14 protein-coding genes and 1 riboswitch are annotated in these 15,970 nt (G+C 63.6%); of the genes, 11 read left to right on the top strand and 3 right to left on the bottom strand.

Annotated features, from left to right (window positions below; translation table 11 throughout):
• Positions 1–274: 274 nt before the first annotated feature.
• Complete coding sequence (locus tag PQG80_RS21720; protein ID WP_271753711.1) at positions 275–1,258, top strand: quinone oxidoreductase family protein; 984 nt, start codon at positions 275–277, stop codon at positions 1,256–1,258.
• Between the two features lie 95 nt (positions 1,259–1,353).
• On the opposite strand, the gene PQG80_RS21725 is transcribed toward PQG80_RS21720, so the two are convergent.
• Positions 1,354–2,241, bottom strand: coding sequence for a LysR family transcriptional regulator (locus PQG80_RS21725; protein WP_271753713.1), 888 nt, complete (start codon positions 2,239–2,241; stop codon positions 1,354–1,356).
• A 197-nt stretch (positions 2,242–2,438) separates the two neighbouring features.
• Here PQG80_RS21725 and PQG80_RS21730 point away from each other — a divergent pair, with 197 nt between their 5' ends.
• Genes PQG80_RS21730 through PQG80_RS21745 form a run of 4 tightly spaced genes read left to right on the top strand, consistent with a single transcriptional unit; the run spans position 2,439 to position 7,102 of the window.
• On the top strand, positions 2,439–3,590 hold the full coding sequence (locus tag PQG80_RS21730; RefSeq protein WP_271753714.1) for an ABC transporter substrate-binding protein: 1,152 nt from the start codon (positions 2,439–2,441) through the stop codon (positions 3,588–3,590).
• Between the two features lie 2 nt (positions 3,591–3,592).
• Positions 3,593–5,287 (top strand): ABC transporter permease, encoded by a 1,695-nt coding sequence (locus PQG80_RS21735; protein WP_271753715.1) that lies wholly within the window; start codon positions 3,593–3,595, stop codon positions 5,285–5,287.
• Entirely contained in the window at positions 5,284–6,456 is a 1,173-nt protein-coding gene (locus PQG80_RS21740) for an ABC transporter ATP-binding protein (RefSeq protein WP_271753716.1), read from the top strand. Before PQG80_RS21735 ends, PQG80_RS21740 begins: the two co-directional genes overlap by 4 nt.
• 10 nt (positions 6,457–6,466) lie before the next feature.
• Positions 6,467–7,102, top strand: coding sequence for a metallophosphoesterase family protein (locus tag PQG80_RS21745; protein WP_271753717.1), 636 nt, complete (start codon positions 6,467–6,469; stop codon positions 7,100–7,102).
• Positions 7,103–7,195: 93 nt separating this feature from the next.
• Here the strand turns inward: PQG80_RS21745 and PQG80_RS21750 are convergent, their stop codons facing one another.
• Positions 7,196–8,803, bottom strand: a complete 1,608-nt coding sequence (locus PQG80_RS21750; protein ID WP_271753718.1) for a VanW family protein — start codon at positions 8,801–8,803, stop codon at positions 7,196–7,198.
• A 263-nt stretch (positions 8,804–9,066) separates the two neighbouring features.
• On the opposite strand from PQG80_RS21750, the gene ftsE reads away from it, so the two are divergent.
• The 6 genes from ftsE to PQG80_RS21780 all read left to right on the top strand — a co-directional run bounded on the left by ftsE (position 9,067) and on the right by PQG80_RS21780 (position 14,807).
• Positions 9,067–9,753: a cell division ATP-binding protein FtsE gene (ftsE, locus tag PQG80_RS21755; RefSeq protein WP_271753719.1), complete on the top strand. Its 687-nt coding sequence runs from the start codon at positions 9,067–9,069 to the stop codon at positions 9,751–9,753.
• Positions 9,743–10,657, top strand: coding sequence for a permease-like cell division protein FtsX (ftsX, locus tag PQG80_RS21760; RefSeq protein ID WP_271753720.1), 915 nt, complete (start codon positions 9,743–9,745; stop codon positions 10,655–10,657). The genes ftsE and ftsX overlap by 11 nt, the downstream gene beginning before the upstream one ends.
• Before the next feature lie 39 nt (positions 10,658–10,696).
• Positions 10,697–11,875 (top strand): murein hydrolase activator EnvC family protein, encoded by a 1,179-nt coding sequence (locus PQG80_RS21765; protein ID WP_271753722.1) that lies wholly within the window; start codon positions 10,697–10,699, stop codon positions 11,873–11,875.
• 439 nt (positions 11,876–12,314) lie between these two features.
• Positions 12,315–13,826 carry a PDZ domain-containing protein gene (locus PQG80_RS21770; protein WP_271753723.1) on the top strand — a complete coding sequence of 504 codons (1,512 nt, stop codon included), beginning with the start codon at positions 12,315–12,317 and terminating at the stop codon, positions 13,824–13,826.
• 94 nt (positions 13,827–13,920) lie between these two features.
• A riboswitch (guanidine-I (ykkC/yxkD leader) is annotated at positions 13,921–14,031 on the top strand.
• A gap of 99 nt (positions 14,032–14,130) precedes the next feature.
• Positions 14,131–14,490, top strand: a complete 360-nt coding sequence (locus PQG80_RS21775) for a DMT family transporter (RefSeq protein WP_271753724.1) — start codon at positions 14,131–14,133, stop codon at positions 14,488–14,490.
• Entirely contained in the window at positions 14,490–14,807 is a 318-nt protein-coding gene (locus PQG80_RS21780; RefSeq protein ID WP_271753725.1) for a DMT family transporter, read from the top strand. The genes PQG80_RS21775 and PQG80_RS21780 overlap by 1 nt, the downstream gene beginning before the upstream one ends.
• 39 nt (positions 14,808–14,846) lie before the next feature.
• Here the strand turns inward: PQG80_RS21780 and PQG80_RS21785 are convergent, their stop codons facing one another.
• Complete coding sequence (locus PQG80_RS21785; RefSeq protein WP_271753726.1) at positions 14,847–15,968, bottom strand: TFIIB-type zinc ribbon-containing protein; 1,122 nt, start codon at positions 15,966–15,968, stop codon at positions 14,847–14,849.
• Between the last annotated feature and the right edge of the window lie 2 nt (positions 15,969–15,970).

Raw genomic sequence — 15,970 nt, forward strand, 5'->3', positions numbered from 1 at the left:
CTGCGGCCTTGCCGTCCTCCTTCCCAAGCTTGAACGAGGCGCTGCAAGGTTTCCTCTATCCAAAGCGCAATGGCGCCTCCCTTCTATCGGCACCTGCCCAAGGCCCCCGCCTTGGGCTTTTTTGCGCGCTTCCTAACGGCGGCGCCCGTCCTATCCTATTAGCGAACATAATAGCTTAACTAAAATCTGGTTGGCCGCCGTAAGCGCGCGTAAGGTAGAGACCAAGGCAAACGCCGTACGAAAGATCAAACGATAATGAAGGAGCGAATGAACCATGCAAGCATTCGTCGTAGAGCAAGCGGGAGACGATCGAATCATGAAACTGCAGGAAGGACCGAACCCGGAGGCGCTGCCGGGACAACTGACGATCGACGTCGTCTATGCCGGCGTCGGCATGATCGACTCGCTGCTCAGCAGAGGGTATCTCGGCCTGCCGACGCCGTTCGTGCCGGGGCTCGAGGTGTCCGGCTACGTCCGGTCGGTGGGCGCAGGCGTCGAGGGCTTCAGGATCGGCCAGCCTGTCGTCGCGATGACGCTGACCGAGCTCGGCGGCTACGCCTCGGTCGTCTCCGCGCGGCCCGAGCTGACGGTGCCGCTGGAAGGAGCGCTAGAGGGTCTAGGCATGGATCGGGCGGCCGCCCTCGCCGTGAACGCAGCCACGGCTTATCTGGCGGTCAAGCGCGTTGCGCAAGTGCAGCCGGGTCAAGACGTGCTTGTGCATGGCGCGCTTGGCGGACTGGGCAGTCTCGTCGGACAGGTCGCGAGAAGGCAAGGCGCGGGGCTTGTTCTCGGCACGGTAGGCAGCGCGGCGAAGCGGGATGCGGCGGGAGCGACCGTATACGATAAGCTGCTGCTGCGAGGCGAGTTCAAGGAGGAGACGCTTCGATTGACCGGCGGCAAAGGCGTGCATCATGTGTTCGACCCCGTCGGAGGCGAGACCAGAACGCGCAGCTTCGAGACCCTTCAGCCGCTTGCGCGTCTCGTCCTGCTCGGCAATGCCAGCGACGAGGCGGACACGGAGCTGCGGCTGAACGAGGCTTGGCTCGGCAATCGGGCCGCGCTGGGCCTGAACATCGGCGCGTACGCGGCATTTGCGCCCGATGCGGTGGGAGAGGCCTTGTCCCGGGCCTTGGCGATGGCCGCTCGGGGGGAAGTTGACGCCGATATCTACGGCGTATATCCGATGGCGGAGGCCGACCGGGCATTCAGGCTGCTGGAGCAAGGGGGCACGACAGGCAAGCTGCTGCTTCGCGTCTGATGGCAAGCGGGCAGATCGCCAAGTGGCGTACAAGGTTCAGCGTTTGAAGCTCACGCTTCATGCTCGCGTTATACGAATGCGATTCAAGCTACACGTTATACCCCCAGCTTCCCCCGCATAAACGCGATAAACGCCGCAGCCTGTCGAACCGGGACATCTTCCTTCCGATAAACGAGGCAGATGCGGCGAACGCTGACCTTGCCTGGCAGATCGCGGAGCGCGAGCTCGCCGGAGATCTCCTCCCGGCGCACGCTGCGGCGCGGCAGGATGCCGATGCCCATGCCGTGCTTGACAGCCTCCTTGATCGTCTCGATGGCGCCGAGTTCCATGCGGATCTGCCAGCGCAGGCCGTTGTCGGCGGCCCAGCGCTCGGACAAGCTGCGCGACGTGGAGCCGGGCTCGTGGACGAGGAACGGCTGCCCCTGCAGGTCTTCGATGCCGATCTCGCCGGCGGCCAGCGGGTGGAAGGGAGCCAGCGCCAACGTCAGCGGGTCCTCGCTCAGTGGGATGACGTCGAGGTCGGCGTAGGGCTCCTCCGCCAGCGAGACGACCGCGACGTCGATCTCATAGCTCTGCAGCAGGGCGATCGCGTCCCCGGCCTGCTTGACGGTCAGCGTAGGCAGCGCCAGCGGATACTGCATCTGGAACTCCGCGAGATACGCGGGCAGGAAGTAGGTGGCCGGCGTATAGCTGGCGCCGATCTTCAGCTTGCCGCGGCCTTGCTCCCTGTAGTCCGACATCAGCTGCTCGGCCTCGTCCAGCAATGCCGATATTTTCGAAGCGTAGGGGAGCAGCGCCTCTCCCGCATCCGTCAGCCGCATCCGCCCCCCTTGCTTGCGGAACAGCGACACGCCCGCCGACTGCTCCAGCTTCTGCATGTGAAACGACACGGTAGGCTGCTTCAGGCCGAGCGCGGAAGCGGTCTCCGTCAAGCTGCGGCCCTCCGCGGCCTGCATAAAAATTCGTAGCTGCTGGGGATTCATGCGACGGCCCTCTTTTGAGAACATAATGTGGAGCTAAAGCAATTCTAACTATAGATTCCAACTATAGATTGTATCTATGATTTAATCAATATACATAGAGTATATTTAACTTCGATTTGTTCCGCGCTTTACGCCGTGCTGACAAACCTCCCTTAAAGTGAAGCTATCACGAAAGAATACGAGGGGGATCTTCCAAAATGAATCTTGTCCAGCACCGCAAGCTCGCCGCACTGGCGCTGATCGGCCTGTCTCTGACCGCTGCGGGATGCGGCAACGCGAACAACAACGCGGGGGGCGAGGCTGCGGCCGCGACGGCTACTGACACGGCTTCGTCCTCGTCCTCGTCCGCCGCGCCGGCCTCGTCCGAGTCGACGGCTTCGCCTTCGGAGAGCGCAGCCGCATCGCCGGCCGCCGGCAACGGCGAGACGCTGACGGTGTACCTCAACGACTTCGACACGATCGTCAAGCCGATGTTCGAAGCGCAGACCGGCTACAAGCTGAATATCGTCAGCGGCAACGGCGCGGAGATCATGTCCCGCATCGAAGCCGAGAAGGGCAACCCGCACTGGGACGTCGTCTGGATGGACGCGATGCCGTCGATCGAGAGCTTGGGCGGCCAAGGGCAACTGCTCGAAGGTTGGGAGCCTGCCGCAGCGGCTGGACTGACGGACTTTGCCAAGGCGTTCGTGCCTGCCAACAAGGCCTACTATCCGACCGGCGCCCATGCCGCGGGCGTCATCGTCTACAACACGAAGTCGTTTAGCGCGGCCGACGCGCCAAAGAGCTGGGCGGATCTCGCGGACGCGAAGTACAAGGGCACAGTCGGCATGGCGGACCCTGCGGTAGCCGCGCCAGCTTACCCGTTCGTGTCCTGGTTCTTCCAGGACAAAGGCGTCGAGGGCGGCCAATCGTACTTCGACGGCGTGCTCAAGAACGGCGCGCATGTGTATCCTAAAAATCCGAATGTCGCCAAGGCGCTCACGGGCGGCGAGATCAAGGTCGCGGCGCTGCAGGAGAGCAATGCCTACACGCTGAAAAACGACGGCGAGCCGATCGAGATCGTCTGGCCGGAGGAAGGTGCGCCGGCGTCCGTACGCGTGGCGGCGATCCAGAAGGACAGCCAGCATCAGGACGCGGCCAAGGCATTCGTCGAGTTCCTGCTCGATCCCAAGACGCAGCAGGCGCTGATCGACCAGGGCGACGAGAGCTACTTCGAGCCGAGCGTCGCGGGCGTGACGGCCAAGGCGGACCGCGAACCGAACGCCAAGCTCGTCGTAGCTGGAGCTTCGTGGGCGGCGGAGCATGAAGCGGAGATCAAGCAGTGGTTCGCCGATCGTTCGGTGAAATAAAGATGCGGCTTTCGCTTTTCTCTTACGGAAGCAGGACGGGCTGGCTGGTGCTGGCCCTTCTTGTTTTGTTGATCATGCTGCCGCTCGCCGCAGTCATTCTTCAGGTCCTGCTGCCCGGCTTTTTCTTCGGCAGCCGCCGGCTCGGCGACCTCTCCCTACTGGGGGAGATGTTCCGCCGTCCGCTCTGGTACCTGTCGCTCAAAAACACGCTGGTGCTCGGCATCGGCACGACATTGCTCGGCACGGCGATCGGGGCGGCGCTGGCCACGGCGCGGTCCCGCTGGGCGTTTCCGGGGGCCAGGCTGCTCGACGGTGCGGTGTGGCTGCTGATCGTGACGCCGTCCTTCATTCTCGCGCAGGGATGGGTCATGTTCGCCTCGTCCGACGGTCTCGCGGCGAATTGGTTCGGCTGGCGGTGGGTCCATGATGCCGTGTTCACGCCCGCCGGGCTGATCGTCGTCATGTCCCTGAGTAAGTTCCCGTTCGCTTATCTGGCCGTGCACGCGGCGCTGGAATGGAAGATGGACCGCCTGGGCGAGGCGGGACGCCTGAACGGAGGCGGTCCCTGGACCGTCTGGCGGACGATCGAAGCGCCGCTGCTGCTGCCCGCCTATTGTTCGGGCGCGCTGCTCGTCTTCATGGACACGGTCGGAGACTTCGGCCTGCCGGCCTCCATCGCAGCCGTTTTCCGCTATCCGACGCTCCCTTACTCGATCTATTCGGCGCTGTACACTTCCCCGATCCGGTTCGATATGGCGGGCGTGCTGTCCTTCTATCTCGTCGTGATCATCGCGATGGCGATGAGCGTGCAGTTCTGGGCGCTGCGGCGGGCGCGCTTCGACTTCCTCGGCGGCCGGGCCACGCGCGCACGGGCAGAGCGGCCAGCCAAAGGAGGCTGGCTGCTGGCGGGCGTCAATCTGCTGCTGCTGGCCTTCGCGGCGGGCGTTCCCCTCGGCGCCAACCTGCTGACCTCCGTGACCCGTCCCGACAAGGCCGGAGGCACGGCGTTCACCCTGGAACACTTCAAGGCGCTGTTCGCCTCAGGCGGGCAGTTGACGGGGGCGCTGCTGCATTCGCTCGAGATCGCGGCGGTCGCGGCCGTCGTCGGCCTGATGGTCGGGCTGCTGGTGGCTTACGTGCTCACGTATTCCCGGTTTAAGCTGAAACGGGCCGTCGACGTCATCTCGCTGATCTCGCTGGCGGTCCCGGGCGTGGTGCTCGGCATCGGCTACATTTTCATCTGGAACCAGGCTTGGCTCGAGCGCATCGGCCTGCTGCTCTACGGCAAACCCGCAATTCTCGTGCTGGCGGGCGTAGCGGGCGCGATCCCCGTCATTACGAGAATCGTAACAGGGGCTATGGCGAAGGTGCCGCAGGGGCTGCTGTCCGCCGCTCAGATGCAGGGCGCGTCGTTTTTCCGCAGGCTGCGGACGATCCTGCTGCCGCTGCTGCGCGGCGCGCTGCTCTCCGCCGCGCTGGCGGCGTTCGGGGCGAGCGTCTTCGATCTGGCGATGACCTCGATCCTGTTCCCGCCGAACTTCATGACGCTGCCCGTCGTGATCAACAAGGCGTTCGAGGATCTGAACTTCGGCTACGCGGCCGCGGCGACCCTGACGGGCGGCGGCGCGGTCGTCGGGCTGATCCTGATCGCGGAGCGTCTGTTCAAACCGAAGGAAGCAAGGAGGCAAGGCCTTTGAATCCCATCCTAGAGATCCGCCAGCTCCACAAATCCTATGCGGGCCAGCCCGCGCTTCGGGGCGTCGACTTCAGCGTCAACCGCGGGCAGATCATCAGCGTGCTCGGCCCGTCCGGCTGCGGCAAGTCGACGCTGCTTCAGCTCATCGCCGGCCTGCAGCAGCCCGACGGCGGCGAGATCCGGCTGCGCGGCGAAGCTGTCTCCACGGCCACGAGACTCGTCCCGCCGGAGAAGCGCGGCATTAACATGGTGTTCCAAGACTATGCCCTGTGGCCGCATATGAGCGTGTACGACAATATTGCGTACGGTCTGAAAAGAAAGCGGTCGTCGTCCTCCGATATCCGCGCCAATGTGGAGGAGCTGCTGCGGCTGCTGCATCTGGAGCCGCTGGCCGGCCGCCTGCCCGCGCAGCTCTCGGGCGGCCAGCAGCAGCGCGTGGCGATCGCCCGCGCACTGGCGACGCAGCCGGACCTGCTGCTGCTCGACGAGCCGATGTCCAATCTCGACATGCGGCTGCGGATCGAGATGCGGACCGAGCTGTCCTACCTGCTGCGCAAGCTGGGGACGACGGTTTTCCACGTAACGCACGATCCGGAGGAGGCGTTCGCGATGGCGGACCGGCTCGTCATCATGCGCAACGGCGGCATCGACCAGATCGACAGCCCGGAGGCGTGCTACCGAGAGCCGGCGACCGCATCCGTCGCGTCGCTGCTCGGCGCGGGCAACCGGCTCGCGGGCCTTGTCGACGGAGAGCAGGCCGGCCCGGCCATCCGGACGGAAGGGGCCGTCGTCCGGGGGCGGACGGCCGCCTGCTGGAGCGGCCGTCAGTCCGCCGGTCCCGCGATCGCATTGTTCCGGCCGGATGCCGCCGCTTGGGAGACGGAGGGCGCGCATGCGGACGGCGCGCTTGCCGCTGCGGAGGTAGCCGCCTCCGCGGAGCCGGATGCCCCGGCAGCGCCGCTGAACGCCGCGGCCTTCAACCGGCTCTCCGCCCGCATCGCGCACAGCGCCTTCGAGGGGAACCGCTGGCGCGTGCTCGCCGAGCTCGCGGGCGGAGAGATGCTCTCCCTGTTCCACCACGAGCCTCTAAGAGCCGGCACGCGCGGCCAACTGCGCGTGCCGGTCGACGAGACCTACTTGTATCCGGCGGCTGCCGTCAGCGAAAGGTAGATTGACCCTCATGACCCGCATCCTTGTCATCTCGGATATTCACGGCCACGCGGCGGCGATGCAGTCCTTGCTGCGCATGGCCGATTATGCGCCGGGCGCGGACCGGCTGTATCTGCTGGGCGACTTCATCAACCGGGAGCGGGAGAGCTGGCCCGCGCTCGGGGAGGCGATGTCGCTCGTCCGGCAGGGCGCGCGTGCCGTGCTCGGCAATATGGAGCGGTGGCTGCTCGACGCCTCTGCCCGCGGCGAAGGCTTGCCGGCGGACGCGGAGGAGCTCCGCTTCCTGGACGATACGCCTTTGTACTGGCAGGAGGGCGGATATCTGTTCGCCCATGCAGGGGTTCGTCCGGGCCTTCCGCCGGCCCAGCAGAGCGCCGCGGATCTGACGGAGATCCGGGGCGAATTCTGGGGGGACAGCAGTCCGCTCCCGTATACGGTCGTGTTCGGCCATACGCCGACGTTCAAGCTCGGCGCCGCGGCGGGCGAGCTGTGGCTGGGGCCGGCCCGGATCGGCATCGATACGGGCGCCAAGCACGGCTGTCGCCTCACGCTCGTCGATCTGACCAACCGGCTGGCCTACTCCTGCCGGACGGAGCCGGGGCGCCCGCATGACGACTGCCGCACCGCGTCTTGGGCGACGACATAAGCTGAATAAAGACGCGATAAGCATGAAGCCGCCGGATCTCATCTCCGGCGGCTTTGCTCTTTCCGAATTTATTTGTCGCCGCCTGCAACGGCCCTACATCGGCTCCGCGGGCGACTGCCCCTGCGGCGACGGCGTCTGCGGGCCGCCCGCGCGCGGATCGGCCGGATGGACGGCGACGATCCCGTCCTGCGCGCGGTAGGCGGACCGGTTCAGCTTCCGGCGGTCGGCCAGCTTGCCGTCCACGTACTTGAGACGGTAGGTGTCGACGACCGCGCCGGCTTTTCCCGGCCGCACGAGCCGCGACATGCCGACCGGAATCCCGGCGTCCTTCACGTAGACGATCCGGGGCGCGGTCTCCCGTTCCCGGACCGTATGGAGCTCGTACCTCACATTGTCCGGCATCGTGCCGAACAGCTTGACGGTCAGCCGCTTGCCCCGCACCGCGGTCTTGATCAGCAGCCGTTTGCCCGTATCGTTGCGGAACCTGAAGTTAATATACCCTTCGGCAAAGGTAGCGTCCGTCCCCTGCGGCAGATAGTTCACGGGCAGCGAGTGATTCCGCCGCTCGACGATCGCGAGATTCGAGGCGCGCACGACGGCGTTGTACAGCGTGCTCGACACCTGGCAGATGCCGCCGCCGATGCCCGGCACGAGCTTGCCCTTCACGATCACGGGGGCTTCGCGGTAGCCGAATCTCCGCCTCGCCTCGGCGACGACCGCTCCGTAATCGAACGTATCGCCGGGCTCCAGCATCGTGTCGTCCAGCGCGTCGGCCGTCGCCGTCACGTTATGCACCCGTCCGGGCCCGCTGGAGGCGAAGGACGTGGAGAACTCCGCGATCTTGCGCACGATGCCTTCCGCCTGAAGCGATGCCGTCGTAATCTCGGCCTTCACCGGAACGACCGGGAGCGGGATGCTGAGTCGCAAAGGAATATCCTTGGCATCCGGCGAGGCGCCCGAATCCTCTGACAACCCGGCGGGCGCGCGCTTCTTGAGCTCGGCCAGCAGCGCGCCGACATCCAGCGCGGCGCCGGGAGATTCGGGCGAATACACCACGCGGTCGCGGGCATCGATCCGGCGGACGGCGTCGACCGGCTTTTTTTCCGCGCGCTCGCCCCATAGCGCCTCCGCCTTCTCCGCGAACGTCTCTTCGTCCCAGGCCGCGGCGAGCGGATAGCTCCGCTCGAGCGCGCGCCGCGCCGCGCGCCTGCCCAGCCAGCCCGCGTCCCGGTAGCGCGCGATCGCTTGGATCGCTTCGTCGGCGTCAAGCATGAGCCCTAGCTCGCGCCAGGCAGGCGCGCTCGCGCGAAGCTTCGCCGGATCGCCGCCATCCTCATCGCCGCCATCCGCGTCCCGCTCGGGGGCGCGCGGATCCGTACCGCCGGCATCCGCGAGCGGGTCCGTCAGCGCCACGCGTCCTGCCAGCGCCCGGTCGATCCGCGCGCGGATCGCGGCGATCGCTTCGTCCGCGCCCATGCCGCCGACGGCGAATCCCCCGACGACCGTGCCGCCCGGCAGCGCGCGGTCTTCTTTGCTCCTGTGATGAGCCGCAGCTTCCCTATTATCGGCACGATGGGTCCGGTGGACCGCTCTTCCGTCGCCGGGCGTCTGCGCATGGCCCGATTCCGCCATCCAGCCGGCGTTCAGGCCCAGCGTGAGCGCGATAGCCATCGCGAGGACGCGGACGACTCGTCTTCCCATAGCACGGATTCCTCCTTCCAGCGCATGCTCCGCCCTTAGGATTCCCTCCGGATTAAAAATTTCTCAAAATAACGGAAATCGACAAAAATCAGAGCCCGAAACGGCCGGAAAGACCGGTCCGCGTCGAGATAAAGCTCGACAAATAAAGGATTTACCGGCAAGATGTCGAAGTACCTTAAGTCTGCGGAACTTAAACTTTTATCGGGTCCACCCCCCGATTTCATACATGCAAGGATGTCCAAATCGAAACAGGATGTGATCGCGTGATCGAAATGCACGACATATGGAAGACCTACCCGGACGGCACGCCCGCCCTGCAAGGCATAAATATCGTGATCGACCGCAACGAATTCGTCTACGTCGTCGGTCCGTCCGGCGCCGGCAAATCGACGTTCATGAAGCTGATCTATCGCGAAGAAGTCCCCACCAAAGGCCAGCTCTCCGTGAACGGATTCAATATCGGCAAGCTCAAGCAGCGCAAGATCCCGTACGTACGCCGCAATATCGGAGTCGTATTCCAGGACTTCCGGCTTCTTCCCAAGTTAACCGTGTACGAGAACGTCGCCTTCGCGATGGAGGTCGTCGAGTCGCCGAGACGCCAGATCCGCCGCCGCACGATGGAGGTGCTCGAGCTCGTGGGTCTCAAGCACAAGGCCGGCAGCTTGCCCGCCCAGCTGTCCGGCGGCGAGCAGCAGCGCGTCGCGATCGCGCGCGCCATCGTCAACAGCCCCTCCGTCATCGTGGCGGACGAGCCTACCGGGAACCTCGATCCCGAGACCTCCTGGGGGATCATGAAGCTGCTCGAAGAGATCAATTTCCGCGGCACCACCATCGTCATGGCCACGCACAACAAAGAGATCGTGAACACGCTGCGCAAGCGGGTCATCGCGATCGAGCGGGGCACCATCGTGCGGGATCAGCAGAGAGGGGATTACGGCTATGAAGCTTAGCACCCTCGTGCGCCATGTCCGCGAAGGTGTCAAGAACGTCTTCCGCAACGGATGGATGTCATTCGCTTCGATCGGCTCGATCGTCGTGTCGCTGTTCGTGCTGGGGGTGTTCATGCTCCTCGCGCTGAACGTCAATCAATGGGCGGACCAGTTCGACAGCCAGGTTCAGGTCAACGTCTACCTGGAATCGGATATCGGCCAGTCCAAGATCGACGAGCTCAAGACGCGCATCGGCAATATCGCCGAGGTCAAGCAGGTCACCTTCGTGTCCAAGGAAGAGGGGCTCGAGAGGCTTCGGCAGGAGCTCGACGAGGACGTGAAGGGCGCGCTTGACGGCTACAAGGACGCCAATCCGCTGCCGGACGCGTTCGAGGTCGAACTGTTCGACGCGCAGCAGGTGTCGTACGTGGCCAAGCAGATCCTCGCATTTAACGAGACGGACGCCGCCAAGCCCATCCTCAGCGTGAAGTACGGACAGGGCTACGTGGAAAAGCTGTTCCGCATCACCAACGCCGTACGCAACATCGGCCTGGTCGTCGTGGCGGGGCTCGCGGTCATGGCGATGTTCCTGATCTCGACGACGATCAAGATGACGATTCTGGCGCGGCGCCGGGAGATCGGCATCATGAAGCTGGTCGGCGCTACCAACAATTTTATCCGATGGCCGTTCTTCATCGAAGGCGTCATCATCGGGCTGGCCGGCTCGGCGATCACGACGGGGCTGCTGCTGTACGGATATTCCAAGCTGATCGAATCGACGCATTACAATGTGGGCCTCATGATGATACAGGTCGTCGATATGAATCAGGTAGGCTGGCTGGTCGGCGGCACGCTGATCGTCCTCGGTACGCTGATCGGCGTATGGGGCAGCGTCGTCTCGGTCCGCAAGCATTTGAAGGTGTAGCTCTTGCCGTTCATGCTTAGATGATGGAGGAGAACATTCGTGAATAGAAGATTTATCGCGGTTCTGGTTATGCTGCTGGGCGTCGTATTTCTGATTCGTCCCTACGAGAGCCATGCCGAGACGCAGATGCAGAAGATCGAGCGGCAGCTCAAGGAGATTCAGGCCCAGATGAATGCCGCCGCGGAAAGCAAAAAAGAGGCCGAGCGGAGAAACGAGGATCTGGCGAACAAAAAGGCGTTGGCCAAGACGGACATGTTCACGCTGATTAAGCAGATCCAGCAGACTTCTCTGCAGCTGGACACGACGCAAGCGAAGGTCGAAGCCGCGGAAACCAAGCTGCTGAAGACCTCGGCGGAGCTCGAATCCGCCGAAGCTTCCAGACAGAACCGTGACGAGCAGCTGCGGGAGCGAATCCGTCTCATTTACATGAACGGCTCCGTCTCGTACTTGGACGTGCTGCTAAGCTCCAAGAGCTTCTCGGACTTCGTGGGCCGGTTCCAATCGCTGCAGTCCATCATGGAGCAGGACAAGGACGTCCTGTCCAAGACCGAGAGCTACAAAGCGCTCGTAGCGGATAAAAAGGCGCAGTATGAAGTCGATCTCGCTTCCGTCAAGCGGCTGTACAGCGACATGGCCGACAAAAAAGCCGAGCTCGAGGATCAGGAGAAAGACAAAGAAGTACTCGTGGCGAGCATCAACCAGAAGATCGAAGAGACCGAGGATATAAGCGAAGAAGCCGAAGCCGCGCTGATGGCGTTCGGCAAGGAGTACTCCAAGCTCCTGGAAAAGAAAAACCAATTAAAAACCTACTACACGGGCGGCAAGCTGGGCCTTCCGCTCAAGCGCGAATACCGCTTGTCCTCACCGTTCGGCTACCGGACCCACCCCGTCAGCGGCCAGAAAAACAAGCTGCATACAGGCTTGGACATGGCGGTCCCGCAGGGCACGCCGGTCTACGCGGCCGAGTCCGGCACCGTCATCGTCGCCCAGTCCTGGAGCGGTTACGGCAACTGCATCATTATCAACCATGGCGGCGGCCTCTGGACGCTTTACGGACACTTGAAGCCGGGCGGCATCCTGGTAGAGAAGGGCGAGACCGTCAAGCGCGGAGAAAAGATCGGCCTCGTCGGCATGACCGGCACGGCGACCGGCTATCACCTCCACTTCGAGGTCCGCAAAGACGGCACGCCGGTGAACCCTGCGCCATACCTGAAGTAAACACTCGCATATTGAACAAGCAGCCGCTCCTCGAGCGTGCGTCCTACCCGTGATCGGGCGGGGCGCCTCGGGAGCGGCTGCAGCTGTTTCGCGCGTTTTAACGATATCCCCTTCGATCAGGTTAAGCATCAGTGTGCGCCTTTTGAACGGTATCCCTTTCAATCAGGCATTGATTGATCCGTTTACATTAAGTGCTTGTAAGAATGATCCGTTTGCGTTAAGGGCCAGCAAATGCGGAACCGTATCAACGAGGGGTGCGTTCGATTGTCCTGCGTGAAGGGGATATCCTTAAAACAGGAAAAAGCGTACCCATCAGCACCGCTTGACCAGTATTTGTAATTTATATAAATAATGACCGGAAGGATTTGAACTTCGGGCCGTCGAATACGTTAGGTCGGCGTACATATCGGAATCCACATTTGAAAGGCGGGGATTCGGCTTGGATCTGACGATGGATTGGTTGCGGCTCACGGGAGAGGGCATCGTTGCGCTGCTCCTGTCGCCTTTTCTCTATATAGCGCTGGCGATGGTATGGTGGCATTCGCGCCAGAGCAACGTTCTGCAGCGCAGATTGTTTCATGTCAGGCTGCGGGGGACGCTGCCGATGACGGCGGCGCGCATCGCAGCCGGCTTCGTATCGGGCATCGCGCTATCCGCGCTGGGACTGGCTGCCGGCGCCCCGCTGACGTCGTCGACGCTGGTTTGCGTCTGGATCGCGACCTTCGTCCTTGCGTTGTTCAAACTGCGCTATGTGTGTCTTGCCTATGCGGCCGGCGCGCTCAGCGTCGTCCAGGTCGTACTGGCCTGGACCGGAGTGCCGAGCGGAGACGATACGATGGAAAGAGCGGGGCGCGCGCTGCAGGATATCGATGCGCCGTCCTTGCTGTTCCTGGCCGGCCTGCTGCATATTGCGGAAGCGCTTCTCGTACGGCTGCAAGGAGCCCGTTATGCCACGCCGCTATTTCTGGAGGGCAAGCGCGGCAAGCCGATCGGCGCCTATTCGCTGTCCGGCCTGTGGCCCGTGCCGCTGCTCTGGCTGGTGCCGGCAACCGGCGGCAGCGGCCTCGAGCTCCCCTGGACGCCGTTATTCGGTCTTGACGGAGGGGCCGGAGCGGCGGTGGCGGGATGGACGCTGGCGGCTTTTCCGGTGCTGATCGGCTTCACGGACCGGACGGAGACGCAATGGCCCGAGGCCAAGGCCCGGGAGATGAGCGGCGGCTTGCTGCTGTACGGCATCGTAATCGCGGGGCTTGCGGCGGGCGCTGCGTTTTGGGAGCCGCTTACGATCGTGGCCGGCTTGGCGGCGTTTCTTTTGCACGAAGGACTCCTGTTGTCGGGCAGACGCCGAGAGCGCGGCCGACACCCGGCATATGTGCAGGATGGGCGGGGCGTCGTGATTCTCGCTGTCATACCGGGAACGCCGGCCGACGAGATGGGCCTGATCGCAGGCGAGACCGTGAGCAAGGCGAACGGCGTGCGCGTGCGCAGCAAAGAGGAACTGCACGCAGCGCTGCAGCTGCAGCCGGCATTCACGAAGCTGGAAGTGCTCAATCGCGAAGGGAACGTCAAGTTCGCGCATAGGGCGCGATATGCCGGGGAGCACCATCAGCTGGGCTTGATCCTGGCGCCGGACGAAGACGCCGAGTACGTCGCCGCGCCTCGTTCTGCGTCTCTGCGTCAAGGGCTGCGGTTAGCGGGGGCCAGGATGCGGGGCCACGGCCGCCGCCGCGGCTCCGGCGGATACGAGGAGGCGGCCGCGCTTGAGAGCGGGCCGCCGCCAGTCGCGGCTCCGGAATTCGGGCACGGCTTATTGGCACTAACGGACGGCGGCGGGGCAGAACGTGAAGCGACGATTGGAAGCGAATCCGCAGGAGAGGGTATCCCGAGTGAACCGGCGGCACCAGCGCCTGTACCACCCGGTCTGCCGCCTCGCAGCGAGCGCCGTAAATAGAACAGCAGGCGCTCCTCCTTCACCGGGCGCCTTGTCAAAACGGACCCTGACCGGATCCGTTTGACAGAAAATCGGTTGTTCGCTAATATGGATGGGATTCGTCCTCTAGGGTTCCGGGGCGGCTGCGGCCGGCTGTCTGGTCCAAGGGAGGGCGCGCCGGCCGCTCGCGCGGCAGGCGTCACGGAGGGACAAAAGCCCGGGAGTATCAGAGCGTACGGCGGCTTGGCGACGATTTTTGTCGCGCGCCGTGCGCGCCGATGCTTCCGGGCTTTTTTGACATGTTGGACCAAGGGGGTATTACGTTATGGCAAAGTATTGGGTGCTGCTTGTTACGGCCGGCATTACGGAGGTCGGTTGGGTGTCCGGACTCAAGCATGCTTCGAGCTGGTGGGAATGGCTGTTGACCGCGATCGCGTTGGCCTTTTCTTTCTGGAGCTTGATGGAGGTGACCCGCGTTCTGCCGGTGGGGACGGCCTATGCGGCCTTTACCGGCATCGGCGCGGCGGGCACGGTCGTCGGAGAGGCGCTATTCTACGGCGGCGAGCTTAGCGCGGCCAAGCTGTCGCTGGTCGGATTGATGATCGTCGGCATCATCGGTCTCAAGGCAACGTCGGGCTCGAAGCCGGCTCAGCCTGCGGCGGGCAAAGAGAGGGGGGCATCCTGATGGCATGGATCTATCTGATCGGCGCGGGACTGTTCGAGGTCGCGGGGACGGTCGGGCTAAACCGCTGGAGCAGCCGCAGGGACGCAGGGGGCCTAGCTATTATCTGCGTCAGCTTTTTGTTCAGCTTTGGCTTGCTGACCGCGGCGATGCAGGACATCTCCATGGGAACCGCCTACGCGGTATGGACGGGGATCGGATCGGTCGGCGCTACCGTGCTCGGCATGGTGCTTTATGGAGAGTCGCGGCAGGCCTCGAGACTCTTTTTCCTTGCGTTAGTCATCGCCGCCGCAGTCGGCCTTAAAATGATCGGCGAATAAATAAACCCCGCATGGCGGGGTTGCAATTATCGTTCCTATTTATTCTAACGGCGGCGCCTGCTGGCTGCTGGCGTACCACAGTACGAGCGCTGCTACGACCGCGAGGCACGCGAGCACGAAAAACGTGATTTTCCATGCGCTGCGCGGCGCTTTGCCGGAGACGAGACCGGTCTGGCCGTTTACCATAAAGCGGTATGGCTTGGACTTGTACGTATAGTTGGCGTTCCAGGCGGGCAGCAGCAGATGCTTATAAGTCTGATCGGAGTAGCCGGTGTCAATTTTAAGCGAGCGGACCTCGTCGCCGCCGATCTCCGAGCGGATGTCGCCGCGCAGGGCGTCGTCGATCCGCGCCTTCGCTTCCTCCCAGCCGCGGCCGCGGCCGATGGAGTAGCGTTCTGCGATATAGCCGCTTAAATATTCCGGCTTATAGCCGAGCAAGCCGTTCAGCTCGAAGTCGCCCAGCCGCTCGAGCAGCTTGGCGTCGTACTGACCGGAGGCCGGGACCAGCACGTCGTTGAAAAAGCGGTCGTATTCGCCGCTGACCCAATGCCAGACCGTGTAGCGCTGCTGCTCGGTGTAGGTCTCGGTCTTGCCGTTCACGACGCGCGTCTTGGTCACCGTCCGGTAGTGATAATCTCCGCGCTCGGCCGAGTACGAGGAAGACGTGCCCGCGTCGTACGTCCAGTAAGGGATGTAGATGCCCGCGAGCCGCGCGCTCGTATTTTCCCGTTTAAAGGAGCTGGGCAGAAACCAGAGCTTCTTTTTCCATGCGCGGAAGGCGGCCGTCGCGTCATCCCTGTCGATCCGGAACGGAATGAGCGACTCCGGCTTGATGTTCGCGGTGTCGGGCTGCGGCAGCACCTTGGCCGAACCGCAGAACGGGCATAACGTAGCGGTCTGCCGGGCGGGAATCAGGCTCTCGCCGCCGCAGCTGCCGCATTTGACCGTCTGCTGCGACATGCCCCAGTCGGTGTCCTCATCCTCTTTGCCGTCATCCAGCTCATGCTCGCGGGGAATGGAGGCATCCGTCGCGATTTCCTGCAGCCTGCCGCAGTATTGGCATTTCATCCGCTGGCTGTCCGCGTCGAACAGCATCGGGCCCCCGCAGCTCTCGCAGGGGAACTGGATGACCTCCTGTGCGGATTGCGTGTCCATGGCCATCC

It is taken from the genome of Cohnella rhizoplanae (genome assembly GCF_948329515.1).
Classification (GTDB): domain Bacteria; phylum Bacillota; class Bacilli; order Paenibacillales; family Paenibacillaceae; genus Cohnella; species Cohnella rhizoplanae.

Bases quoted from the DNA above. Each gene is read 5' to 3' on its own strand.
- PQG80_RS21720 (WP_271753711.1), top strand. From the start codon at position 275: ATGCAAGCATTCGTCGTAGAGCAAGCGGGAGACGATCGAATCATGAAA.
- PQG80_RS21725 (WP_271753713.1), bottom strand. From the start codon at position 2,241: ATGAATCCCCAGCAGCTACGAATTTTTATGCAGGCCGCGGAGGGCCGC.
- PQG80_RS21730 (WP_271753714.1), top strand. From the start codon at position 2,439: ATGAATCTTGTCCAGCACCGCAAGCTCGCCGCACTGGCGCTGATCGGC.
- PQG80_RS21735 (WP_271753715.1), top strand. From the start codon at position 3,593: ATGCGGCTTTCGCTTTTCTCTTACGGAAGCAGGACGGGCTGGCTGGTG.
- PQG80_RS21745 (WP_271753717.1), top strand. From the start codon at position 6,467: ATGACCCGCATCCTTGTCATCTCGGATATTCACGGCCACGCGGCGGCG.
- PQG80_RS21750 (WP_271753718.1), bottom strand. From the start codon at position 8,803: ATGGGAAGACGAGTCGTCCGCGTCCTCGCGATGGCTATCGCGCTCACG.
- ftsX (WP_271753720.1), top strand. From the start codon at position 9,743: ATGAAGCTTAGCACCCTCGTGCGCCATGTCCGCGAAGGTGTCAAGAAC.
- PQG80_RS21775 (WP_271753724.1), top strand. From the start codon at position 14,131: ATGGCAAAGTATTGGGTGCTGCTTGTTACGGCCGGCATTACGGAGGTC.
- PQG80_RS21780 (WP_271753725.1), top strand. From the start codon at position 14,490: ATGGCATGGATCTATCTGATCGGCGCGGGACTGTTCGAGGTCGCGGGG.
- PQG80_RS21785 (WP_271753726.1), bottom strand. From the start codon at position 15,968: ATGGCCATGGACACGCAATCCGCACAGGAGGTCATCCAGTTCCCCTGC.